This is a genomic window from Candidatus Spongiihabitans sp. (assembly GCF_965247905.1).
In the GTDB taxonomy this organism is placed as follows: Bacteria; Pseudomonadota; Gammaproteobacteria; order Arenicellales; family Poriferihabitantaceae; genus Spongiihabitans.
Map to the genome: position 1 here is coordinate 2,032,960 of NZ_OZ252047.1, position 21,613 is coordinate 2,054,572.

24 protein-coding genes, 1 tRNA gene and 1 other RNA gene are annotated in these 21,613 nt (G+C 50.9%); 9 read left to right on the top strand and 17 right to left on the bottom strand.

All coding sequences use genetic code 11. The features are described 5' to 3' along the window. Positions 1-75: 75 nt before the first annotated feature. From ACP158_RS10515 to ACP158_RS10540, 6 genes are all read right to left on the bottom strand, one after another. Positions 76-537, bottom strand: coding sequence for an EVE domain-containing protein (locus tag ACP158_RS10515; protein ID WP_424946082.1), 462 nt, complete (start codon positions 535-537; stop codon positions 76-78). Positions 538-544: 7 nt separating this feature from the next. Beyond that, positions 545-1,168: a 5-formyltetrahydrofolate cyclo-ligase gene (locus ACP158_RS10520; protein WP_424946083.1), complete on the bottom strand. Its 624-nt coding sequence runs from the start codon at positions 1,166-1,168 to the stop codon at positions 545-547. Positions 1,169-1,297: 129 nt separating this feature from the next. Continuing rightward, positions 1,298-1,486: non-coding RNA, 6S RNA (gene ssrS / locus ACP158_RS10525), on the bottom strand. A gap of 126 nt (positions 1,487-1,612) precedes the next feature. Next, positions 1,613-1,798 carry a hypothetical protein gene (locus ACP158_RS10530; protein WP_424946084.1) on the bottom strand — a complete coding sequence of 62 codons (186 nt, stop codon included), beginning with the start codon at positions 1,796-1,798 and terminating at the stop codon, positions 1,613-1,615. A gap of 666 nt (positions 1,799-2,464) precedes the next feature. Beyond that, the gene (locus ACP158_RS10535; RefSeq protein ID WP_424946085.1) at positions 2,465-2,782 is read right to left on the bottom strand and encodes a cell division protein ZapA; all 318 of its coding nucleotides are present in this window, start codon (positions 2,780-2,782) and stop codon (positions 2,465-2,467) included. Positions 2,783-2,830: 48 nt separating this feature from the next. Beyond that, positions 2,831-3,034, bottom strand: a complete 204-nt coding sequence (locus ACP158_RS10540) for a hypothetical protein (RefSeq protein WP_424946086.1) — start codon at positions 3,032-3,034, stop codon at positions 2,831-2,833. A 222-nt stretch (positions 3,035-3,256) separates the two neighbouring features. On the opposite strand from ACP158_RS10540, the gene pepP reads away from it, so the two are divergent. From pepP to ACP158_RS10570, 6 genes are all read left to right on the top strand, one after another. Beyond that, positions 3,257-4,561 (top strand): Xaa-Pro aminopeptidase, encoded by a 1,305-nt coding sequence (gene pepP / locus ACP158_RS10545; RefSeq protein ID WP_424946087.1) that lies wholly within the window; start codon positions 3,257-3,259, stop codon positions 4,559-4,561. Beyond that, a complete protein-coding gene (locus ACP158_RS10550) occupies positions 4,558-5,961 on the top strand; it encodes an FAD-dependent monooxygenase (RefSeq protein ID WP_424946088.1) in 1,404 nt (467 codons plus the stop codon). Before pepP ends, ACP158_RS10550 begins: the two co-directional genes overlap by 4 nt. 41 nt (positions 5,962-6,002) lie before the next feature. Further along, the gene (locus ACP158_RS10555) at positions 6,003-7,262 is read left to right on the top strand and encodes a UbiH/UbiF/VisC/COQ6 family ubiquinone biosynthesis hydroxylase (protein ID WP_424946089.1); all 1,260 of its coding nucleotides are present in this window, start codon (positions 6,003-6,005) and stop codon (positions 7,260-7,262) included. Between the two features lie 155 nt (positions 7,263-7,417). Further along, complete coding sequence (gene fur, locus ACP158_RS10560) at positions 7,418-7,843, top strand: ferric iron uptake transcriptional regulator (protein ID WP_424946090.1); 426 nt, start codon at positions 7,418-7,420, stop codon at positions 7,841-7,843. Between the two features lie 42 nt (positions 7,844-7,885). After that, positions 7,886-8,824, top strand: coding sequence for a carbohydrate kinase family protein (locus tag ACP158_RS10565; protein WP_424946091.1), 939 nt, complete (start codon positions 7,886-7,888; stop codon positions 8,822-8,824). A 335-nt stretch (positions 8,825-9,159) separates the two neighbouring features. Beyond that, complete coding sequence (locus ACP158_RS10570; RefSeq protein ID WP_424946092.1) at positions 9,160-9,303, top strand: hypothetical protein; 144 nt, start codon at positions 9,160-9,162, stop codon at positions 9,301-9,303. A 327-nt stretch (positions 9,304-9,630) separates the two neighbouring features. On the opposite strand, the gene ACP158_RS10575 is transcribed toward ACP158_RS10570, so the two are convergent. The 5 genes from ACP158_RS10575 to icmF form a co-directional block, all read right to left on the bottom strand. Further along, positions 9,631-10,230 carry an SHOCT domain-containing protein gene (locus tag ACP158_RS10575; protein WP_424946093.1) on the bottom strand — a complete coding sequence of 200 codons (600 nt, stop codon included), beginning with the start codon at positions 10,228-10,230 and terminating at the stop codon, positions 9,631-9,633. A gap of 133 nt (positions 10,231-10,363) precedes the next feature. Continuing rightward, positions 10,364-10,690 carry a type II toxin-antitoxin system HicB family antitoxin gene (locus tag ACP158_RS10580; protein WP_424946094.1) on the bottom strand — a complete coding sequence of 109 codons (327 nt, stop codon included), beginning with the start codon at positions 10,688-10,690 and terminating at the stop codon, positions 10,364-10,366. Then, the gene (locus tag ACP158_RS10585) at positions 10,683-10,934 is read right to left on the bottom strand and encodes a toxin HicA (protein WP_424946095.1); all 252 of its coding nucleotides are present in this window, start codon (positions 10,932-10,934) and stop codon (positions 10,683-10,685) included. The genes ACP158_RS10580 and ACP158_RS10585 overlap by 8 nt, the downstream gene beginning before the upstream one ends. Before the next feature lie 102 nt (positions 10,935-11,036). After that, positions 11,037-12,650, bottom strand: a complete 1,614-nt coding sequence (locus ACP158_RS10590) for an acyl-CoA synthetase (RefSeq protein ID WP_424948451.1) — start codon at positions 12,648-12,650, stop codon at positions 11,037-11,039. A 104-nt stretch (positions 12,651-12,754) separates the two neighbouring features. Then, positions 12,755-15,967 carry a fused isobutyryl-CoA mutase/GTPase IcmF gene (icmF, locus tag ACP158_RS10595; RefSeq protein ID WP_424946096.1) on the bottom strand — a complete coding sequence of 1,071 codons (3,213 nt, stop codon included), beginning with the start codon at positions 15,965-15,967 and terminating at the stop codon, positions 12,755-12,757. Positions 15,968-16,189: 222 nt separating this feature from the next. Between icmF and ACP158_RS10600 the strand changes: the two genes are divergently transcribed. Further along, a complete protein-coding gene (locus ACP158_RS10600) occupies positions 16,190-16,642 on the top strand; it encodes a MerR family transcriptional regulator (RefSeq protein WP_424946097.1) in 453 nt (150 codons plus the stop codon). 10 nt (positions 16,643-16,652) lie between these two features. Next, positions 16,653-18,491, top strand: a complete 1,839-nt coding sequence (locus ACP158_RS10605) for an acyl-CoA dehydrogenase (RefSeq protein ID WP_424946098.1) — start codon at positions 16,653-16,655, stop codon at positions 18,489-18,491. 99 nt (positions 18,492-18,590) lie between these two features. On the opposite strand, the gene ACP158_RS10610 is transcribed toward ACP158_RS10605, so the two are convergent. The 3 genes from ACP158_RS10610 to ACP158_RS10620 all read right to left on the bottom strand — a co-directional run bounded on the left by ACP158_RS10610 (position 18,591) and on the right by ACP158_RS10620 (position 19,163). Continuing rightward, entirely contained in the window at positions 18,591-18,845 is a 255-nt protein-coding gene (locus ACP158_RS10610) for a hypothetical protein (protein ID WP_424946099.1), read from the bottom strand. Positions 18,846-18,847: 2 nt separating this feature from the next. After that, the gene (locus ACP158_RS10615) at positions 18,848-19,120 is read right to left on the bottom strand and encodes a hypothetical protein (RefSeq protein WP_424946100.1); all 273 of its coding nucleotides are present in this window, start codon (positions 19,118-19,120) and stop codon (positions 18,848-18,850) included. Then, a tRNA-Phe gene (locus ACP158_RS10620) sits at positions 19,088-19,163 on the bottom strand. Before ACP158_RS10620 ends, ACP158_RS10615 begins: the two co-directional genes overlap by 33 nt. Before the next feature lie 146 nt (positions 19,164-19,309). Between ACP158_RS10620 and ACP158_RS10625 the strand changes: the two genes are divergently transcribed. Further along, a complete protein-coding gene (locus tag ACP158_RS10625) occupies positions 19,310-19,564 on the top strand; it encodes a hypothetical protein (RefSeq protein WP_424946101.1) in 255 nt (84 codons plus the stop codon). A gap of 169 nt (positions 19,565-19,733) precedes the next feature. On the opposite strand, the gene ACP158_RS10630 is transcribed toward ACP158_RS10625, so the two are convergent. The 3 genes from ACP158_RS10630 to ACP158_RS10640 all read right to left on the bottom strand — a co-directional run bounded on the left by ACP158_RS10630 (position 19,734) and on the right by ACP158_RS10640 (position 21,590). Then, entirely contained in the window at positions 19,734-19,907 is a 174-nt protein-coding gene (locus ACP158_RS10630) for a hypothetical protein (RefSeq protein ID WP_424946102.1), read from the bottom strand. A 508-nt stretch (positions 19,908-20,415) separates the two neighbouring features. Then, positions 20,416-20,985: a 1,6-anhydro-N-acetylmuramyl-L-alanine amidase AmpD gene (ampD, locus tag ACP158_RS10635; RefSeq protein WP_424946103.1), complete on the bottom strand. Its 570-nt coding sequence runs from the start codon at positions 20,983-20,985 to the stop codon at positions 20,416-20,418. Beyond that, positions 20,970-21,590, bottom strand: coding sequence for a CYTH domain-containing protein (locus ACP158_RS10640; protein WP_424946104.1), 621 nt, complete (start codon positions 21,588-21,590; stop codon positions 20,970-20,972). Before ACP158_RS10640 ends, ampD begins: the two co-directional genes overlap by 16 nt. Positions 21,591-21,613: the final 23 nt, after the last annotated feature.

Sequence of the window (21,613 nt, forward strand, 5' to 3'; positions counted from 1 at the left end):
TGCCCGCGCTAATAATAAACAAGCCGCCAAGCAAGATGGCGCCGATGAGTTGTTTTTGCGATTTCATTATCACCATTAGCGCTCTTTCACGATCTCGCAAATAAAATCCCAATGCTTTTTCTCAACCGGGGTGATCGATAGTCGGTTGCCTTTTTGCAACAAGCGCATAGCCGATAATTGAGGATATTGCCTTAATGCCTGCAAGGTAACGGGGTGGTCCAGTTTGGAAATAAATTTAACATCGACCCTAATCCAGGTTGGGTTGTCCGGCTTGCTTTTAGGATCATAGTGGCGCTCGTTTGGATCAAATGCAGTGTGGTCGGCATAGGCTTCGCTGGCAATTTCCATCAGGCCGACAATCGCCGGCGTCTTGCAACTTGAATGGTAAAAGAACGCTTTATCGCCGATAGACATATCATCGCGCATAAAATTTCTGGCTTGGTAATTTCGAATCCCGTCCCAGGGTTCAGTTTTAACCGTGGCCAAGTCATCAATGGAAAAATCGCTCGGCTCGTTTTTCATTAACCAGTATTTCATTCTATTTTTATGGCATGGATTCATTCATGCCCAAATTATATATGTTTTTATCCGTTACCACAGTAGTCAGTGGAATATCCCAATGCTCGGCGGAAATAGTGTCCACTTTCTGAATTTCGTGGGCGATGCCGATTAGTCTCGGTTTGTCGGTTGATTTTTCTGTTAAGAAGGCGAAAGTCGTGTCATAAAAACCGCCTCCCATGCCGAGCCGATTGCCATTTTGATCAAAGGCAACCAGCGGCATTAGCACCAGGTCCAAACTCTGTGCTTGAATCATTTGATCCTGTTCGACTACCGGCTCGCTGATGCTGAATCGGTTTTCCGCATATTCGGTTTGCTCGTTCACATTTGCGAACACCAGTGTATTGTTTGGCCTGTTTTTTCCTGCCTGGACAATCGGAAGGCACGCTTGTTTTGAATTATGCCAACACCATTTCATCGCCTCTATGGGATCAATCTCGCCATCATGGGCTAAATACAGGGCAATTTTCGTGGCTTCCAAAAACGCGGCGACTGATTGCAACTGAGCCAATAGTCCACGCGCCGCCACGGCTTGTTGGTCGGCGCTGAGTGATCTGCGTCTGGCGCGCATGGCGCCTCTGAGCGCCGCTTTATGACGACTATCGCTCACGTTATTATTCTGAGATTGTTCTGGCGCAAGATCGTTCAAGTGCATTTACTTCAGGCGCATTTATTTCAAGTGCATTTATCGGGGCGGCGGGTGAAAAATTGAGCGCGCCCTAAAAACAAGATAAAGCAGGTATTGCCCGCAAATGCCGTATGCTCGCTTACCTTGAACCGAAAGGGTCCAAAGTGGGCGCAAAGAATAACTTCGGGATTCGCGCCAGCTAAACGCTGAGGTCATACACGCCCGTCATTCATAACAGCGCCCGAGTTGATAGATTAGGTTCTAAGGATTTCGGAGACAACTCGAACACCGCAGGCAATACCCGCATCAAGTCTAACACGTCCGCAGCCTGTTGTGTCGCAACCGTAACCTTGAGCAATATAGCCGCCGAGACACCGACCTTAGACGCGCCCGATGCCGGCCTCGGTTACGGCCCGCCCGCCTCGGTTACGGCCTGGCCGCCTCGGTTTGGGCGGGCAAGGCGGCAGCCTGGATTCCCGCTCTCCCGTCATTATCGGGCTTGACCCGATAATCCAGTGAGAAAACCCAGCGGCGAAGCTGCTGACCTTGCCCAACGGCGAGGCTGGCGCTCGCCTTGGGCTTGCGGTTTTGGCAGATAGATGCTCCCGGCAAAATCTGCACTCCCGCCTTCCCTGGCGATTGTGTCCCGCTACGCGAGACGAATGTTTTACTGGGTTCCTGCTTCCGCAGGAATGACGACGGGGAGTGAAGGGACAGGCCGCGACCGCCAGGGATGGCGGAAGTGTCGATACTGTATGGAACGAGTATCGACCGACCGCCAGGGATGGCGGAAATGCAGGTTTTGCAGGAGTGAAAACCTGTCCGTAGCGGGGCGATTGTCGATGCCGCCAGTGAACCAGTAACCCCCCGCACCCCCCTTATCAGGGGAGCTTCGCATCTTTCACTCGCGATGACGATGGCGCACTCAGTCCCCCTGTGAAGGGGAGTCTCGCATCTTCCGCTCGCGACGACGGCGGCTCAGTCTCCTCCCTGATGTCACCCCCCTGATAAGGGGGGATCAAGGGGGGTTGGGGAGTTCGCGGATTGCCCCGTCTCCTCAAAGGCGGCCGCTGGCTTCGCCGCCGGATAATCAGGAACTGGCCCATTACCAGTGCACCTATAATCATTGCCGAGCACACGATGGTTTGGATTGATGACGCCGATGGTGCGCTATCGGCAACCCGCCTTGGCGACCTGACTTGTCTCATCTGCGGTGAACCCGGACAGAGCCTTAATAAATATCCCTAATCGGCATAGCCTTATCGGATATTACGGGACTCAGGACACAACTTGTTGAATATTAATTACGGCCTGGTCAATCTGGTCATGCAGCGATTGCAGTCTGGAATCCATGTTTTCTTGCGCGCCAACGGCCTTTTGAATTTGCAGCAATGAATGGGCGATGTTCAAGCCGGCCATGATTGCACAGCGATCGACGGTCAAAATCTGGCTGCCTTTGGTAATGGCGCGCATTTGTTTATCGAAATAGGCCGCCGCTTCGATCAATCCTGCGGTTTCTTCATGACCGCAGGCCACGGTAAATTCCCGCTGCATGATGCTTACTTTCACGCTTTGTTTTTGTTCCGGTTTTGGCATGGTTTGTTTTGCCAGTGATATTCGTATGTGATTTTTATGAACGCCAACTCAGGGTTCCAGCGATTTTAATCGCGCGACAATTTGCTCCACGCGACCCCTGGCGATCTTGTTTTTTTCCTGTAGCGACTTAAATTCCTGCCGAAGCATTTGCTGGTCGGTGCGTAGTATTTCATTTTCACGCCCCATCTCTTCAATCAGATTGATCATGTCGGCCACGCGTTGCTCTAATTTTTGCAGGGTGTCTTCCGTCATTTTTATAAGCGCCAGTCGATATTGTTAAACATCTGTTTATTGTTCGCTATGCTATGGATGGATGCTGCGCTGAATATATCAACTTTTTCGGTCAATTTGGCCGTTGAATTCACGAGTTTCATTCCTATTAAATGATGAGAAAATCGTGCACTCTGGTTTACAATATCAACACAAATCCAGAATTATACACCATGCTTAATTATTTCATTGCCGGCGGCAGCCATGACCGCTGATATTTACCAACGCCGCCGTCAGGACCTGATGCACTTTATCGGGGATGGCATTGCCATCTTGACCACGGCGCGTCATCAACCACGTAACGGCGATGTGCTGTTTCAGTTTCGCCCGGATAGCGATTTTTATTATCTTACCCATTTTCCCGAGCCCGAAGCGGTGGCTGTTTTTATACCCGGTGGCAAGGAAGGCGAGTTTTTATTGTTTTGCCGGGAAAAAGATGCGGACAAGGAGCAATGGGATGGCGCGCGCGCCGGGCTTGAGGGCGCGGTTTCCGACTATGGCGCGGACCAAGCGTTTCCTATCGACCAACTGCAGCAAAAACTGCCGCAACTGCTCGACAATCGCGACCAGGTTTACACCATGATGGGACGCTATCCTGAATTCGACAGCGAGTTGTTGGGCAGCATCAACGCGGTTCGGCGCAAACGCCGCAACGGCGCGCACGCGCCCGGCGAGTATCTCGATGTTCGTCATATCCTGCATGAAATGCGCCTCATCAAGAAAAAAGACGAAATCAAGATTATGCGCAACGCGGCTAGGCTGTCCGCGGCAGCGCACCGACGCGCCATGCAATTCACTCAGCCCGGTAAATACGAGTATCAGGTGCAGGCGGAAATGGAATGTGAGTTTCGTCTGGGCGGCAGCAAATACAATGCCTACCCGTCTATCGTTGCCGGCGGCGCCAACGCCTGTATTCTTCATTATGTGGAGAACCATTGCCAATTGCGCGATGGCGACTTATTGCTTATTGATGCGGGCGCGGAGGTCGATTGCTATGCCGCGGACATCACCCGGACTTTTCCGGTCAATGGAAAATACAGCGGCGAGCAAAAAGCGCTGTACGAAATTGTACTGGCCGCGCAAAAAGCGGCGCTCAATGAAGTTAAACCCAACAACCGTGTGATTGAGTATCATGTGGCGGCAGTGCAAACGCTCACCGAGGGCTTGGTCGATATTGGACTCTTGGACGGGGAAATTAACGAACTCATCGAAACCCAAGCCTATCAGCCGTTTTACATGCACCGCACCGGGCATTGGCTGGGCATGGATGTGCATGACGTGGGCGATTACAAAATTGACGGGCAGTGGCGTGTTCTGGAACCGGGCATGGTGTTGACGGTTGAGCCCGGACTGTATATTTCAGCGGCCAACGAGGTCGATCCCAGGTGGCACAATATCGGCATACGCATCGAGGACGATGTGCATGTTACGCGCCAGGGAAACGAAGTGCTCACCAAAGATGTTCCTCGAGAAATCAATGAGATAGAAGCATTGATGGCAGGAAAATGACAACGGAAAGCAAGCCCGGAAACCACGCCCAAGGACTGGATGGTGAAACGGATATCATCATCATCGGCGGCGGTCTGGTCGGCGCCAGTCTCGCTGTCGCCCTCAAACCCACCGGCAAGAATGTGCTGCTTGTTGAATCTGCCAACCGACAATCTGACAATCAACTTGCCCATCAATCCGCCCATCAATCCAATGACGACCAACGCACCGTGGCGCTGACCCACAGCGCAAAACTAATTTTTAGCGCAATGGGTATTTGGAAAAATATTCAGGCAATCCAGGCGCAACCTATTTTGGATATTCACATATCAAATCGGGGTCATTTTGGTCAAACTCATCTATCCCATAAAGATGCCCGAATCAATAATATCAAGATCAGTGCATTAGGTTACGTGGTACCCATCAGAGTGATTGGAAAAGTTCTGTGGGCGCAATTGGAAAAGGATAAAAATACCCGGATTGCCTGCCCTGCTTGTGCACAAAATCTGCGGCAACACCGTGACTTTTGCTCAGTGGAAATTATCCATGACGGAAAAACCAAACGCATCAAATCAAAGTTGGTGGTTTTGGCGGATGGCGGTCGCTCATCTCTTGGCCAACAATTGAATCACGATGCGCAATTTCATCACAAAGCGAGGGCCACCGACTACGCACAATCCGCTGTTTTAAGTATCGTGACCACTGACCGGCCGCACAATGGACGCGCCTACGAACGCTTTACCGACGAGGGGCCACTGGCACTGCTGCCGCATAGCACGATTGAGGGCGCGGGTGATGGCGTGGGTGATGCCAGCGGCCGATATGCTTTAGTGTGGACCACCCGCCGGGATAATGTGGCATCACGGATGTCCTTGTCTGATGATGAATTTGTCGCATCGTTGCAAGATACATTCGGTGATCGTGCTGGCAATTTTAGCAATCCATCCCCGCGCAATCATTACCCGCTCAAACGCTCAACATTGCCTGACCCAGCCAGCGGACGAGTTATTATTATCGGCAATGCCGCCCATACCGTACATCCGGTGGCCGGGCAAGGGTTTAATCTGGGATTGCGGGATGTCGCCGAACTGGCCGAAATTATCTTTAATCTGCCGGATTCGGACCCGGAAAATTCTCACCGGGAAAATTCGTACCGGGAAAATTTCGACCTGGGCGGTGAATCGATGATCAATGCCTACACTCGAGCGCGCAAGCGCGATACCGAAATGGTGACTAAATTGACCCACGGTTTAATAGCGGTTTTTTCCAACGATTCAAAAGCTTTGGGCTTGGCGCGAAATCTTGGGCTCACGACGATCGAGCATTGCCCGCCGGCCAAACGATTCTTATTGAAACGCACGATGGGGCTTGCCGGCCGGCAATCGAAACTGGCTTTGGGCGTCCCCTTGATATCGCACTGAGCGAATAGCCATTAGGCGAATAGATTATCGGGAAACCCAGGATGGCAAAAAAATCTGATGCGAAATCTACTGCGCCACGTGATACGGCATGCGATGCCACATTTGACGTTGTTGTCGCCGGTGCCGGGATGGTCGGCGCCACCGCAGCCTGCTTATTTGCCAAACAAGGTTTGCGGGTCGGATTGCTTGACAGCAAGTCCATAGCAGATTGGCAAGCGGGCGATGCACGGGTCAGCGCAATTAATATCGCATCAATGAATATTTTTCAGGCGCTGGAAGTCTGGCAAGCCATGCGGGACAACCGAGTGAGCCCCTATCGCGCCATGCGCGTCTGGGAACAGGGTAGCGACGCAGCCATCTCCTTCGATGCCCAAGCCCTAGGTCAACCCCAACTGGGATTTATCATCGAAAACAGTGTCATAGTCAGTGCCTTGATTGAGAAACTGCGCCAAAATTACAATGTGTCCATCATGGAAGGCACTTCTTTATCGCAAAGGCAAATCTATAAAGACAAATTAGTATTGGTTACCGAAGACAATAAATCGCTTGAATGCGGATTATTGGTCGGCGCCGATGGCGCGCAGTCCAAAGTGCGCGAACTATGCGGCATTGAGACGGCTGGTTTCGATTATCAGCAGGACGCCATCGTCACCCGCGTCGCCACGCAGAGGCGCCATCAACAAACCGCATGGCAAAGTTTTCTGCCCACCGGTGCGGTCGCCATGCTGCCGCTGCAAGACGGCCGATGTTCCGTCGTCTGGTCCTGTGACCGAGCCGGTGGAATGGATTGCGCCGACCGCCTGATGGATTTATCCGATGCTGCATTTTGCGCGGCGTTGTCCGACCTTTTCGAACAACATCTTGGGCGCGTACTGGAATGTGATGAACGGTTTCGTTTTCCATTGCGTCAACATCATGCCGCGCGCTATATTGACAAATACACCGCGCTGGTCGGCGACGCCGCCCACATCACCCATCCATTGGCCGGACTGGGCGCGAATATCGGATTGATGGATGTGGCTGCCTTGGCGGAAGTCGTGAACCAGGCTCGCACTAACCGGCAAAACATCGCCAACCACTCCGTGCTTCGCCGCTACGAACGCTGGCGCAAAGGAGAAAATGAGATGGTGTTAGGTATGATGAAAGGTTTCAAAACGGTATTCGGGCACGCTCATGAGCCCATAAAAACCGCCAGGCACCTGGGCCTGAATTTAGCCGACCGGATGCCGCCGTTAAAAGCACAATTTGCCAAATACGCCATGGGCCTGTCCGGCGATCTACCGGAAATTTGTAAAGGATAATAAAAAAGGGGGGAGCCTGGCTGTCATCCTGGCCGAGGCTTTACTGTCTTGTTTTGCCGTCTTGTTTGCCTAAATCAAGCGAAGCAACAGAATACCAATCAAATGGCTGGCTGAGGTATAATTAGCGCATCAATCTCTCGTTACAATAGCCGATAGTGGACAGCAGCGATCTTAAACAAGCCGGATTAAAAACCACCCTGCCCCGACTGCGGGTGCTGTCCGTACTTGAGAACAGTAAAATACGCCATCTCTCGGCCGAGGATGTCTATAAGGAATTGCTCGATGAGGAAGATTCAGTGGGGCTTGCTACGGTATATCGTGTGCTTACCCAATTTGAAGACGCCGGTCTGGTCATTCGGCATCACTTTGAAGGTGATCGATCTGTGTTTGAACTCAACGACGAAGACCATCATGATCATATGATTTGCGCCCAGTGTGGCAGGGTTACCGAATTCGTTGACGAGCGAATCGAATTGTTGCAGGAAAAAGTTGCCGAGGACCACGGCTTTTCCTTACAGGACCATTCCCTTACCCTCTACGGAATTTGTGCGCGTTGTCAAAATAGCCGGCTGCCAAAATAACCCGCATACCCCGCAACCCTCATATTTTCAAGGCGCCGTTTTGTGTCCACTTTAATCACTGGTTCGTTTGCCTATGACACCATTATGGTGTTCCGGGATCAATTTAAAAACCACATTCTTCCTGAACAGGTACACATCCTCAATGTGTGCTTTTTGGTGCCCGACATGCGTAAGGAATTCGGCGGCTGCGCGGGCAATATCTCATATAACCTGCACCTGCTTGGCGGCGACCCGCTGCCGATGGGCGCAGTGGGCCAGGATTTCGCGCCTTACCGTAAATGGCTGGACAAAATTGGCCTCGACCACCGCCATGTAAAGGAAATCCCGGACACCTATACCGCCCAGGCATTCGTCACCACGGATACCGACAATAATCAGATTATTGCATTTCACCCCGGCGCGATGAATTATGCGCACCAGAATAAAGTCAGCGATGCCGCGAATATCGACATTGGCATGGTCGCTCCAGACGGTCGCGATGCCATGATCCAGCATGCCGCGCAGTTTGTTGAGGCCAACATTCCGTTTTTCTTTGACCCCGGACAGGGACTGCCCATGTTTGACGGAGACCAGCTCAATCGGTTTATTGATCAATCGAGTTATGTGGTTGTGAACGACTATGAATCGGAAATGCTGATCGACAAAACCGGCAAAAGCCTGGCGCAAATCGCCGAGCAAGTCGATGCTCTAATCGTCACCCGCGGCAGCAGCGGCGCGGATATTTATGCGAACGATGCGCAAATTCATGTCGCCCCAATTAAGATATCCGCAATCAAGGACCCCACAGGTTGCGGCGACGCGTTTAGATCGGGATTGCTATACGGCGTGGCTAACCAGTGGGATTGGCAAGCCGCCGGTCAGTTGGCATCGGTCATGGGCGGAATTAAAATCGAGCATCCCGGAACCCAAAATCATCGACCAGGCAAAAGCGATATCGAATCCAGATACAAAGAAAATTTCGGCACAGAGATTTCATTGTAGAGAATCAAGTCAGGGAACATTCTGACTTCAGGGTAGAGCCTTAAATTAAGCACCTCCAATTTAGTTTGACCGGAAGTTCTTAACTGAATCTTGGTGGGAAGCCTTTACATTTTTTTCGCGCGTGGCTAAACCACCCGCAAAACCAATTGCCGCGAACATGATATTTGCTATTGATTGGACTCCCAGTTTATCATCAGCAGCTAATAAAGCCGCCATCGTAAGCACCAAAGTTATAACCATTGTGCTTGTTGTATAACGCCAAACCCTGGGATCTTTGTTTTAGGTTCAAGATACTTTAAGGTATAGTGAAATGGTCATAACTAATTGTTCTATAAATGAAGAACAAGCATGTCATTCGTTGCCGAATTTCGGAGAATAAATTCAGGGTGATTCCGCGGCTGTTTTGCCTTGATATCAATGAGTCCGGCTACGCCGGACGGCATATTCCACTGGATTGCCCGGAACAAGCCGGGCAATGACGACCCTTATTTGTCATTCTCGCCGCAGGCGGGAATCCAGTTATTAAACCGTCCGGCGTAGCCGGACTCCTTATGAAAGAGTGTGAGTTTCGCTTCAATATGCGCCACGAAAATAGGTGTCAATATCTGCTGAAATCTATCCGAAATCGACCGCTTAAAGTATCTTGAACCTTGTTTTATAGAAAATACATAATGCCACTATCCCGACTATCAATATCGCCAACATTAACCCAAAATCTTTGTTCAGAAAATAATCTGTATTCATTTAAGTATCCTCTTGCGTTTATTAAACAGCAGTTTCAGTCCTAATTGAGCAAAGGTCTCTTTCTATAAGCCATTGAGGAGTTCTTGCTTTTTCTTTTCATAATCATCTTTGGTTATAACCCCGTCTTCTGCCAATTTTTTTAATTGGTTGAGTTTGTTAGTTATCTCGTCATAACCGCCATCGGTAGTTTGGCTGGTCTCCTTGGGCGGCTGTCCAGCAAATCCAGCATCAACCTTGCTTTCCCATGAACGGCCCCAGTTTTTAAGGGTTTGTATGTATTCCACTTTCTTTTTATCGGTATAATATCTATCCTTGTGCCAATCGCTAACGCTCCAATCAGCATAAGCTGGAGGGGAAAACCCTTCCATCTCAGGGTTAAATCCATAAACAACTTGAACAAACTTATTTCTTGTCGCTTTGCGATAAACCACAACCAATGAATTTACAGGCACTTTAATGCCATTGTCTTTGTGGTATTTAAATGCTTCCTTCCAGTAGTCCCATGAGCCCCCTCCTAATGTATTTCTCCAGTGGTTAATGCCCCAACAATCTTGTTTCCCACTATCATAATTTGCGCGCGAGACGATGTGTATAATGTCATCCCGGTCACAAAACTCGCTGGGTAAATACCCATAGTGATTGTAGGCGTTGGGCGAATACACCTCGATAAATCCGGATACTTGACCCCCTCGGTTTGAGACCGAGCATTACCTGTTTTTGCACATTCATTATCTAGCCCGGATCCGACATAACATTGTACTGTCAATCCTGACGGACTAACTGAGCATGCGCAAATTAGTTTAATTTACTTGATACCAGCCGGTTTAAACTAATGCCTGACTCAGCGGCTTGTATTGAAAGCATGCGGTGGGTTTCCGGTGGTACGCGCACCATAAATTTACCGCTGTAACTTTTAATCGCAATTGGCTCAGGCGCATTCTCTCTATTTTTGACCATATCATCTAAACATCCTTTAACTAATTTTCTGATACCCGCCAATGCTTTATCAGGCGTTTTATCGAGCCAGCTCAGGCTTGGAAACTCAGCGCATAGGCCGACATGCTCCTGATCTTGTTCAGACCAGATTAAGCGGTATGTATAACGATCGTGGTTTTTAGTCATCTTGAGCCTCCAAACGCTCAATCGCTTGTAGCACTTGCCCTACCTGATAAGGTTTGGCTTTGCCTTTGGAGTTTTGAATATTTACTCGAGGGTCACCTTGCCATGGCGTTTTGTAAACCTTGTGGCTGGACCTCGACTGCCTAGGCTCCCCGAAGAAATGGTCGCAGACCTTGCATAAATCATTGAAACGAATACTTTTAGGGTTCCGTTTCATTTGAGTAAGCACGCCTTTGATGGTAGCCATAACCCGCATAGTATCACTATTGATACTATATTTCAAAACGGAGTCGAACCTCGGCAACGGCTCCAACGGATAATGGGTCGGCCGCCCGAACTTGACATTGCGTCAGGCAGGCTCTCTGAGCAGTCTGCGAATGATTTTTCCCGTGGTCGTTTGCGGGAACGATTCGACAAATTCTATTTCACGCGGGTATTCATGCGCCGACAAACGCGTCTTTACCCATTGCTGAAGCTCGCCGATTAATTGCTCGGATTGTTGGTCATTGTCATTCAGTTTGACGAACGCCTTGACAATTTGTGTGCGCATCGGATCCGGCTTGCCGACCACCGCCGCCATCTGCACCGCGGGATGACCAATCAGGCAATCTTCAATCTCGCCCGGCCCAATACGATATCCCGACGACGTAATCACATCATCATCACGCGCCACAAACTTTAGCGCGCCATTTTTTTGGGCAATCCCCGTATCGCCGGTGAGCATCCATTCGCCGCGAAATTTCTCCCGCGTTTTTTGCGCATTATTCCAGTATCCCAAAAACATCACCGGGTCGGGCGCGCGCACCGCGATGTCGCCAATTTTCCCGGGCGCAAGCACTTCCCCGTTGCTGGAAATCACCTGAACATCGTGTCCCGGCACCGGGAATCCCATTACCCCGGGCGCCGGCGGAAACAGCGCGCCGCAACTCGACACGATCATATTGCACTCAGTCTGCCCGTAAAACTCGTTGATGGCGACGCTGAATGTTTCGCGCCCCCACGCCAAAAGTTCGGCGCCGAGCGTCTCGCCGCCGCTGGCGATGGTGCGCATCGGCTTGGCGATTTGGCATTGCGTCTTGCCAACGGCGCGCATCATCTTCAACGCCGTGGGCGGCAAAAAGGCATTGCGTATTCCATGTTTATTAATCAACGCAAACGCGGCTTCGCCTGTGAACTTGGGAAAGCGGCGGGACACCACGGCAACGCCGTGGTGCAAGGCTGGCATCAGCACATCCATCAAGCCGCCAATCCAGGCCCAGTCGGCCGGAGTCCAAATTTTATCGCCCGGTTGCGGAAATAAGTCATGGCTCATCTCCACGCCCGGAAGATGCCCCAGCAAAGTGCGGTGCGCATGTAGCGCGCCCTTGGGCTGGCCGGTGGTGCCCGATGTATAAATAATCAACGCGGGATCTTCGGCGTGGGTATTTTGCGGCTGATAATCTTCGCCATGCCGCGCCATGGCCTGGGCTAAATCCATCGCGCCGAACTGCTCGCCGTCCGTGCACAGCACATGTTGCAACGCCGGCAACTGGTCGGCAATTTTGGATAGCGTGCGCGCCGAGCGGGCGTCGGCGATGACCGCTTTGGCGGCGCAATCGGCAAGCCGGAATTGCAACGCCTCCGGCCCGAACAGCGTGAACAAAGGCACCGCAATCGCGGCCATCTTATACACCGCGATATGGGAAATTGCCGTATAGGGATGTTGCGGCAGAAAAATGCCGACGCGGTCGCCGCGATGAACGCCGAGGCTGGCAAGCAGGTTGGCAAGTTGATTTGAGCGCGCGCGTAGCCGCCGGTAGGTGAATGCCTCCTGCGTCTCGCCGTCGTCATGAATAATCGCAACCCGGTCGGGGCAGGCATCGGCCCAACGATCACACACATCAACGCCCATATTGTAGCGCGCCGGGATGTCCCATCGGAAGCGGTCGCGGATGACCGCAAATGAATCGCCGCGCTCTAACATCGCCGCCGGTCGTCCATCTATGGGCACCGACCACGCCGATGGTCTTGATGGTCGCGCCTCTGCGCGCTCTTTTTCGCGCTCAGGTCACGACTAAAATTTTTCATTTACATATTGCGGCGATACTGGCCGCCGACTTCGTACAATGCCTCCGAAATCTGACCGAGCGAGCAGTGCTGAACCGCAACCATCAATTGCGCGAAAATATTTTCATTATTGACCGCGGCGTGTTTAACCCGGGTTAGCGCATCATCACAGTGCGCACGATTTTTCTGCTGAAACGAGCGCAATCTTTTAATCTGGCTTTGCTTTTCCTGCTCGGTGGAACGAGATAGCGCTATGCGCCCTACCGCTTCAACTGGATTGGCCCGATTGGCCTTAAGAAACGTATTGACCCCGATGATGGGCAAACTGCCGTCATGTTTGCGCTGCTCGTAGGCCATCGACTGGTCTTGTATCTTGCCGCGTTGGTAACCGGTTTCCATTGCCCCCAGCACGCCTCCGCGTTCGGAAATTCGATCAAACTCCGTGAGCACGGCTTCCTCCAACAACTCGGTCAGTTCATCAATAATAAAACTCCCCTGATTGGGGTTCTCATTCATCGCCAAACCCCATTCATTATTGATGATCAATTGTATCGCCATCGCGCGGCGCACCGATTCATCGGTCGGCGTGGTAATCGCTTCATCGAAGGCATTAGTATGCAAACTGTTGCAATTATCATAGATTGCAATTAACGCTTGCAGACTGGTGCGGATGTCGTTGAAGTTCATTTCCTGCGCATGCAGCGATCTGCCCGATGTTTGAATGTGATACTTTAATTTTTGCGAGCGTTCATTGGCGCCATAACGATCGCGCATCGCGACCGCCCAAATTCTTCTGGCGACACGGCCCATCACGGTATATTCGCAGCACATGCCATTGCTAAAGAAAAACGATAAATTACCGGCAAAATCATCGATGTGCATTCCTCTGGCCAAATAGGCTTCTATATAGGTAAATCCATTGGCCAGCGTAAATGCCAGTTGGGATATCGGATTTGCGCCGGCCTCGGCGATGTGATAGCCAGATATGGATACCGAATAAAAATTGCGAATCTGGTTGTCGGTGAAATATTCCTGAATATCGCCCATCAATTTCAACGCAAATTCAGTGGAGAAGATGCAGGTGTTTTGGCCTTGGTCTTCCTTGAGAATGTCGGCCTGCACGGTGCCGCGAACCTTGGCCAGCGCAGTGTTTCGAATTTCTGCCGCTTGCTCGGCATTCGGTGTCGTGCCTTGATTGACGGTAAACGCCGCGTGCCGTTGATCGATGGCAACATTCAAAAACATGGCTAAAATTATGGGCGCCGGTCCATTGATTGTCATCGAAACCGAAGTGGTCGGACTGCATAAATCAAATCCCTCATATAAGGCTTTAAGGTCATCCACAGTGGCGATGGACACGCCGGAATTGCCTACCTTGCCATAAATATCCGGGCGTTCGTCAGGGTCGCATCCATACAGGGTTACCGAATCAAACGCCGTCGAAAGGCGTTTTGCTTCGGAATATTCTGACAGTTTTCGAAATCGCTGATTGGTCTTGAAGGCATCGCCCTCGCCGGCAAACATTCGGGTAGGGGCTTCGTTGTCGCGCTTAAAGGGAAAAACCCCGGCGGTAAATGGAAAGCGACCCGGCAGATTATCCAGCATCAACCATTTCAAGCACTCCCCATGATCGGCATAGCCGGGCAAGGCAACCTTCGAAACTTTTGTTCCCGAAAGCGTTTCAAATTTTAATGGGGTAGATATTTCCTTATTTCGAATAACCACGACCAACGCATCGTTGGCGTAGTCTTGTTTTAGCTGTTGCCACGTCGTGAGTAGCGCCACACTTGCTGGGCTGATTTCTGATTTTTTCTCCGCCACCAATAATTCCAAAGCCTGATTATCGGTATGGCCGGAATCAACCAGCATGGACAGAGACGATTCCAATTGTTGTATTTCTCTCGATTTTTGCGATTCACTTATTGCCAGAATTTTATAGTCACGAACAGTTTCCGCGATTTCCGCCAGATAACGGATGCGCTTTTCTGGAATGATTTTATGCTGGTCGGTTGAATATCGTGTCGTAACCACGGGCAATCTATTGGCTGCTTTATTGAACGCTCCATTGCTTGGGAAAGACCATCCTCTGTCATCCAATTGCGACAATATTTCCTGATACAAAGCGGTCAATCCATCGTCGTTGAAGCGTGCTGCAATGGTGCCAAAAACCGGCATCTCCAGTGGATTGGCGGAAAAAGCCCCACGATTGCGCTGTACCTGCTTGCACACATCGCGATAGGCGTCCGCGGCGCCTTTGCGGTCGAACTTGTTGATGGCGACGACATCGGCAAAATCCAGCATGTCTATTTTTTCCAGTTGGGATTGAGCGCCGAATTCCGGCGTCATCACGTATAACGAGCAGTCAACCAGCGACGAAATGCCGGTGTCGCCTTGCCCGATTCCAGGCGTTTCTACGATAATCAAGTCGAATCCGGTAACCTTGCAGGCGCCGATCATGTCCGACACATACTCCGGTAATTCGGTATTGCTGCCGCGAGTCGCCACCGAACGCATATAAATATTATCGTGATTGATGGCATTCATGCGAATTCGATCACCTAGCAAGGCGCCGCCAGTTCTGCGGCGAGTGGGATCAACCGCAATGATTGCGATTTTTAACCCATCGTCGAACCCCATTCGAAACCGCAGGATTAATTCGTCGGTTAATGACGATTTACCGGCGCCACCAGTGCCGGTGATTCCAAGCACAGGAATTTTGTCTGCTGAATGATGGTTGTAGTGTGCAATCCGCCGCGCTAATTCACTGGGCAATTCACTGGTTGCAGCACCATTCTCAAGCGCAGATAAAACCTGAGACAACGCTCTGCGGTCGCCATTGACTAACGGTTGCAGGGTTTGTGGCGCGTCCACTGCGGTATCGAATTGACTCGAGGCGAGGGTCAGGGCGATAATATTTTCAATCATGCCGTTGAGCCCCAGCACCTGACCATCTTCCGGGGTATAGATGCGAGTCACGCCGTATTTCTCCAGAATCGCTTTTTCTTCCGCGACAATGACACCGCCGCCGCCGGCAAATACGCGGATTTTGTCTCCGCCATTTTGACGCAGCATATCCATCATGTACTTGAGATATTCGACATGCCCGCCCTGATAGGAACTCAGTGCGATACCGTGCACATCTTCCTGCAATGCGGCATTCACCACTTCGGCAACCGAGCGATTGTGCCCAAGATGAATAACTTCGACACCCGACGCCTGCAGAATTCGACGCATGATATTGATTGCCGCATCATGTCCATCGAATAAACTCGCCGCGGTGACAAAGCGAATATTTGATATCGCCTTTGCTGGCAATAGGTCGGCCCGGCTTAAAATAGTCTTGCCCAAAATAATTCTCGCTTCCGCAGTGGGATTCTGTTAGTTTGCAACTTACATTACGTTTACGTAAACGTCAATTTAATTTTGCCTGCTCAACGCGATGCGCCTCAAATTGGTATGCCCCAAATCGGTATGAATGCACAGTCCACTTATACCATTTCTGATCTGTCAAAACACCTTGATTTGACCCCCCGCACCATTCGCTTCTATGAATCAGAAGGTTTGCTTAACCCGGAAAGAACAAATGGCAAACGCAGCTATCGTGAAAGAGATTTAGTGCGCTTAAAATTGATATTGCGGGGCAAGCGATTGGGGTTTTCGCTGGCGGAAATCAAAACCACCCTGGAGCTATACGACACTCAACCGAACGAGACCGCGCAACTGAAATACGTGCTGGCAATTATCGAAACTCATCGCCAGGAATTGCTGCAAAAACAACAAGACATCACCAATACGCTGGATGAAATGGAGGCCGTGGCCGAACAAGTCCAGGTAAAATTGGAAACCCTGCGCGACCATTCAGCGACAAAAATCAACATTAAACCAAGCAACCTGAGAAAATTAACCTGAGACAATTAACATGCCCTACAAAGCGCCGACCCGGGATTTATTGTTTTCAACCGTACATTTAGCCGACCTTGAAAGCGTTGCCGCCCTGCCCGGCAATGCAGACGCAACCGCGGATCTGGTGGAAGCCATATTGCGCGAAGCCGCAAAAATCGGCGAGAAAATTCTCGCGCCGATAAACCGAAGCGGCGATATTGACGGGGTGAAATTGGTGGATGGCAAGGTGCAAACCGCGCCCGGGTGGAAAGAAGCCTATGCCGCATTCATCGAAGGCGGTTGGAATGGTTTGCCATTCACGCCGGAGCGCGGTGGTCAAGGCTTGCCCTGGCTGGTGGCAACCGCAGTGCAGGAAATTTGGCATGCATCGAATATGGCTTTCTCCTTATGCGCCTTACTGACTCAGGGCGCCATCAAAGCCATCGAGCTGCACGGCTCCGCTCAGCAAAAAGACACCTTCATGGATAATATGATTTCCGGCATCTGGTCCGGCACCATGAATTTGACCGAGCCCGACGCCGGCTCAGATCTGGCCGCAGTAAAAACCCGGGCCGTAGCCAATAGCGATCACTACCTGATAAGCGGTCAGAAAATTTTTATTACCTATGGCGATCATGATTTAACCGAGAACATCATCCATTTAGTGCTGGCGCGCCTGCCGGATGCACCCACAGGGGTTAAAGGAATATCGCTGTTTATTGTGCCTAAATTCCTGCCCGATGAAAACGGCCAATGGAGCGTGCGTAATGATATCGAAACGGTTTCCCTGGAACACAAATTGGGGATTCGCGGTAGCCCCACGGCGGTGCTGGCTTACGGCAGCGGAAAATATCACAACGACAGCCACCGTGAAAAAAACGGCGCTGTGGGGTATTTGGTCGGGCAAGAAAACCACGGCATGAGATACATGTTCACCATGATGAATATCGCCCGGCTTGCCATCGGTGTCGAAGGCAATGGTGTGGCCGAGCGCGCCTATCAACAATCTGTGCGCTTCGCCAATGAACGTGTCCAGGGCACCGCGATTGAGAATCCGAAAGGGCATCGCGTTGCCATCGTCAATCATCCGGACATCAAACGCATGTTGATGTTGCAGAAGTGCCGAATCGAAGCGCTACGGTCACTGGGGCTGGTATTGGGCGCATCTTTCGACAAAAGCCTTAAACACCCCGATCAGGAAGTACGAACATTTAACCAGGCCATGGTGGAAATACTTACCCCAATCGCCAAAGGCTACATGACCGAAATGGGGCTTGAGAATGTATCCATCGCCTTGCAAGTACACGGCGGAATGGGATTCATCGAACAAACCGGTGCGGCGCAGCATTATCGCGATCAACGGATTACCCCGATTTATGAAGGCACCAATGGCATTCAGGCATTGGACCTGATTGGCAGGAAACTGCTTCGCGACCAGGGCGTCATGGCGCGCGCCGTCATCGAGCACATTGGCAAGGAAATGGAAACCGTGCGCCAGGCTGCGTTGCGTTCAATGCGTGCTCAGGTAACCGAAGGCCTGAATGCGGTGGCGCAAAGCATGAATGCGATTATGACAATGGCAAGTGGTGATATTGCCGGTGTTGATATGAAGCAGGCGGCCGCCATTGCCGACCCCTATCTTCGGCTTTGGGGCACGGTAATGTGTGGCTGGCAACTGGCCAGAGCGGCAAGCGTTGCCATGGATTTTATCAATCGTGATGACCGCGGCGATCCGTTTTACCGAGCAAAAATTGAAACCGCGAAGTTTTATTTTGCCTATGAAATGCCAAAAGTCGCCTATCATCAGGCGGTGATAAAACAAAGCGCGAGCTGCATCGCCGATCTTGATCCCGCTATTTTCGAAACGCTGCAATAGACCCATCCTTAATCTTGCCGACATGCACCGCTAATTTGACCTGCTTATACCAGATTAATCGACTCTTTCTCATCTGACTGGAATAACTCAAATTTCCGATTATTGCGCCAGCCCCAAAACAAGGGCCAAAACAAATGATGATAGACTTAACTTCACCGAGCGATATCGCTGGAGTTTCAGTGCGCTGTTGCGCTGGTGGCCCCCGTCCTGCGCATCCAGCATGTCGTCATTTCGCCCGGCCGTCATTATCGGGTTTGACCCGATAATCCAGTGAAACACCTGCGGCGTAGCCGCGACCATTGCGCGGGGGTTTGGGCAAATAATTGTTCCCGGCAATATTGCCATGGATGGCATGGTCAATACTCGTTCCATACGGTATCGACACTTCCACCATCCCTGGCGGTCGGCAGATTTTTGCTCCTGCAAAATCGGCACTTCCACCATCCCTGGCGGTCGGCAGATTTTTGCTCCTGCAAAATCGGCACTTCCACCATCCCTGGCGGTCGTATGCCGCGGGCGCGGGATGATGGATTTGATTTAAACCCTGGTTTTTTAGCGTTCAAACCATCCTTGGGTCCGCTTGCGAGGATGGCGAATGGTGGCCAGGGACAGAATCGAACTGCCGACACGGGGATTTTCAGTCCCCTGCTCTACCGACTGAGCTACCTGGCCAAACAGGTGAAGGGAAGCGGCGCATTTAAAAACACGAGGGTCGATTAGTCAAGGGATTTAAGCGGGGTTTGACTCGATGACGCTGAAAATTTTCCACCTTGTTTTTCATATTATTCTAGGTTCAAGATACTTTAAGGTATAGTGAAATGGTCATAACTAATTGTTCTATAAATGAAAACAAGCATGTCATTCGTTGCCGAATTTCGGGGAATAAATTCAGGGCGATTCCACGGCTGTTTTGCCTTGATATCGAGGCTTGCAAAGTCGCCCAAATCACTGGCATCTCTGGCCCGGCGACCAGCCGATTGTATATTCAAATCAGACAACGCATCGCCGGGCAATGCGAGCATATGTGTTCACTGATTCATTGCTCGTTTTGTTCCTTTCCAGCGGTGTTTTAGCACCGCCCTCTCGGCCGTCATTCTCGCCGGCAGGCGCAAATCCAGAGTGGCGTAGCCGCCGGGACGCGCTCATACATTAGCGGCAAGCAACAAGCACCATCGCCTTGCCGTCATTCTCGCATTGAACGGCGCGGCTACGCCGCAAAGGAGTTCGGCTACGCCGAACGGTTTAATAACTGGATTGCCCGGCTAATAATAATATGGGCCGGGCAATGACAAATGATAGGTAATGGTGAATTGAGAGGGCAAAGGCGAGTTGAGATGCCAAAGCACACGAGAGAAAATGTCCGGCTACGCCAGAGCGCGTTTTAGTGTCACGCTTTGCGTGACACTTATTTACCATTGTCTTCTCAAAAGGACTCATTGCCTTCCGATTCACCATTCCCCCCAGCCCGTCATTCTCGCCGCAGGCGGGAATCCAGTTAAAATATGTCGTCCGGCGTAGCCGGACTCCTTTGAAAGAGTGTGAGTTTCGCTTCAATATGCGCCACGAAAATGGGTGTCAATATCTGCTGAAATCTATCCGAAATCATCCTTTATAGTATCTTGAACCTTATTCTATGCCGCCTTGATTTAAAAAAGTTTTGCGGTTGTTGATAATGGTTTGCCGCCGCGACAAGCGATATACCATTGCGTATAACTGGAAAATGCTCGACCTCAGGTCAAGACGAAATACCCGTGTGGTTAGAGGGTCGTAAAACGACTGCGCCCGGTTCCGCTCCCCAGCCGTCATTATCGGGCTTGACCCGATAATCCAGTAAGACATCCGCGGCGCAAGCCGCGACCTTGCCGACTTAAACTCAAACAGACATAAATCCAAACAGACATGAACCCAAACACCTGTCGTAAAATTATATGGATTTAAAATACCGATTCCAATCAAAACATGGGCCGGGATCGGTTTTCCGGTGCGGTGCGATATCACTATGCCCGACAATATTTTCTGTCGCGATCAATGGATACGCAGTTTGTAAACACAACGTAAGCGCCCCCAAAACCGCATATTGCGGATCTTCAAATTCATGCTCATCGCACCCTTCCAGTTCGACGCCGATGGAAAAGTTGTTAACCTGTTGGCGTCCTTTGAAAATGGATTTCCCGGCATGCCAGGCGCGGCAATGCGTGGCCACAAACTGAATCATTTCGCCGCTGCGCTTAATATAAAAATGCGCCGACGCTTTTTGACCCGCGAGGTCCATAAAATAAGGGTCGGCATTGGCATCCAGCCGACCGGCGAAAAAGTCCTCGACATACTGATTGCCATAGCATTGTGGCGGCAGGCTGATGGCGTGGATTACCAATACATCAATGTCGGTGTGGTCGGGGCGTTGATCATGATTCGGGGATGCGATGAACCTCGCGCCATTAACCCATCCGTTGTCGCAACAATAACTAAAGGACGACGCTAGCGGCTGTTGCATAGTTCAAGGCCAATTTGATGCTTGGTTAACCGCGATGGATTTAGTTCATATTTCGCCTTTAATTCATCGCCTATCTCTTTGACTATATTGATTTCTCCAGACTTCAACTCCAACTCAATTTCGCATATTTCCACTTCCCGGCCATTCCCCGTGATGGTGCCTTGATCCGCGACCATTTCGATTTTCGTGCCATTGACCTCGAGGTTGACGATTTGTCTTTGCATGTCCACGGTGACCATGGCAAACAGTTTTTCGGTTTCCTCAATGTGATTGAGCACCAGGGATTTTAAGTCGCCGTCCGGCAACTTGCCGGCATTTTTCAGCCAGCCATCGATGTCGCATTCATATTCCTGGCGCTGGGACATGCCATCGGTGATGTGGCCCGGCAGTTTGAACGCCGCGCGAAATTTCCTGCCTTCGCGTCTGGCGCGCAGGGAGCACTGATCGTTCTCGAGCGTTCGATTTTTGGTGTCGTAATACTTGGCCAGGAATCGTTGCGGCTGAGGCGCAGGCGCGAGTGAATATCGTTGTATGGTATCCGAGTTGAGCGCCGCGATTAAGACCTCGGCGTTTGCGGCGGTTAGTTTTAACTCTTGTTCGTACATGCTGATATTTTCATGCTGATATT

Coding starts and splice junctions, on each gene's coding strand:
- ACP158_RS10630 (WP_424946102.1), bottom strand. CDS start 19,907: ATGGTAAATAAGTGTCACGCAAAGCGTGACACTAAAACGCGCTCTGGC.
- ACP158_RS10585 (WP_424946095.1), bottom strand. CDS start 10,934: ATGGCTACCATCAAAGGCGTGCTTACTCAAATGAAACGGAACCCTAAA.
- ACP158_RS10625 (WP_424946101.1), top strand. CDS start 19,310: ATGGTCATAACTAATTGTTCTATAAATGAAAACAAGCATGTCATTCGT.
- ACP158_RS10605 (WP_424946098.1), top strand. CDS start 16,653: ATGCCCTACAAAGCGCCGACCCGGGATTTATTGTTTTCAACCGTACAT.
- ACP158_RS10555 (WP_424946089.1), top strand. CDS start 6,003: ATGGCAAAAAAATCTGATGCGAAATCTACTGCGCCACGTGATACGGCA.
- ampD (WP_424946103.1), bottom strand. CDS start 20,985: ATGCAACAGCCGCTAGCGTCGTCCTTTAGTTATTGTTGCGACAACGGA.
- ACP158_RS10515 (WP_424946082.1), bottom strand. CDS start 537: ATGAAATACTGGTTAATGAAAAACGAGCCGAGCGATTTTTCCATTGAT.
- ACP158_RS10610 (WP_424946099.1), bottom strand. CDS start 18,845: ATGCCATCCATGGCAATATTGCCGGGAACAATTATTTGCCCAAACCCC.
- ACP158_RS10590 (WP_424948451.1), bottom strand. CDS start 12,650: ATGTTAGAGCGCGGCGATTCATTTGCGGTCATCCGCGACCGCTTCCGA.
- pepP (WP_424946087.1), top strand. CDS start 3,257: ATGACCGCTGATATTTACCAACGCCGCCGTCAGGACCTGATGCACTTT.
- icmF (WP_424946096.1), bottom strand. CDS start 15,967: ATGCGTCGAATTCTGCAGGCGTCGGGTGTCGAAGTTATTCATCTTGGG.
- ACP158_RS10580 (WP_424946094.1), bottom strand. CDS start 10,690: ATGACTAAAAACCACGATCGTTATACATACCGCTTAATCTGGTCTGAA.
- ACP158_RS10570 (WP_424946092.1), top strand. CDS start 9,160: ATGAAGAACAAGCATGTCATTCGTTGCCGAATTTCGGAGAATAAATTC.
- ACP158_RS10640 (WP_424946104.1), bottom strand. CDS start 21,590: ATGTACGAACAAGAGTTAAAACTAACCGCCGCAAACGCCGAGGTCTTA.
- ACP158_RS10540 (WP_424946086.1), bottom strand. CDS start 3,034: ATGACGGAAGACACCCTGCAAAAATTAGAGCAACGCGTGGCCGACATG.
- ACP158_RS10535 (WP_424946085.1), bottom strand. CDS start 2,782: ATGCCAAAACCGGAACAAAAACAAAGCGTGAAAGTAAGCATCATGCAG.
- ACP158_RS10600 (WP_424946097.1), top strand. CDS start 16,190: ATGCCCCAAATCGGTATGAATGCACAGTCCACTTATACCATTTCTGAT.
- ACP158_RS10550 (WP_424946088.1), top strand. CDS start 4,558: ATGACAACGGAAAGCAAGCCCGGAAACCACGCCCAAGGACTGGATGGT.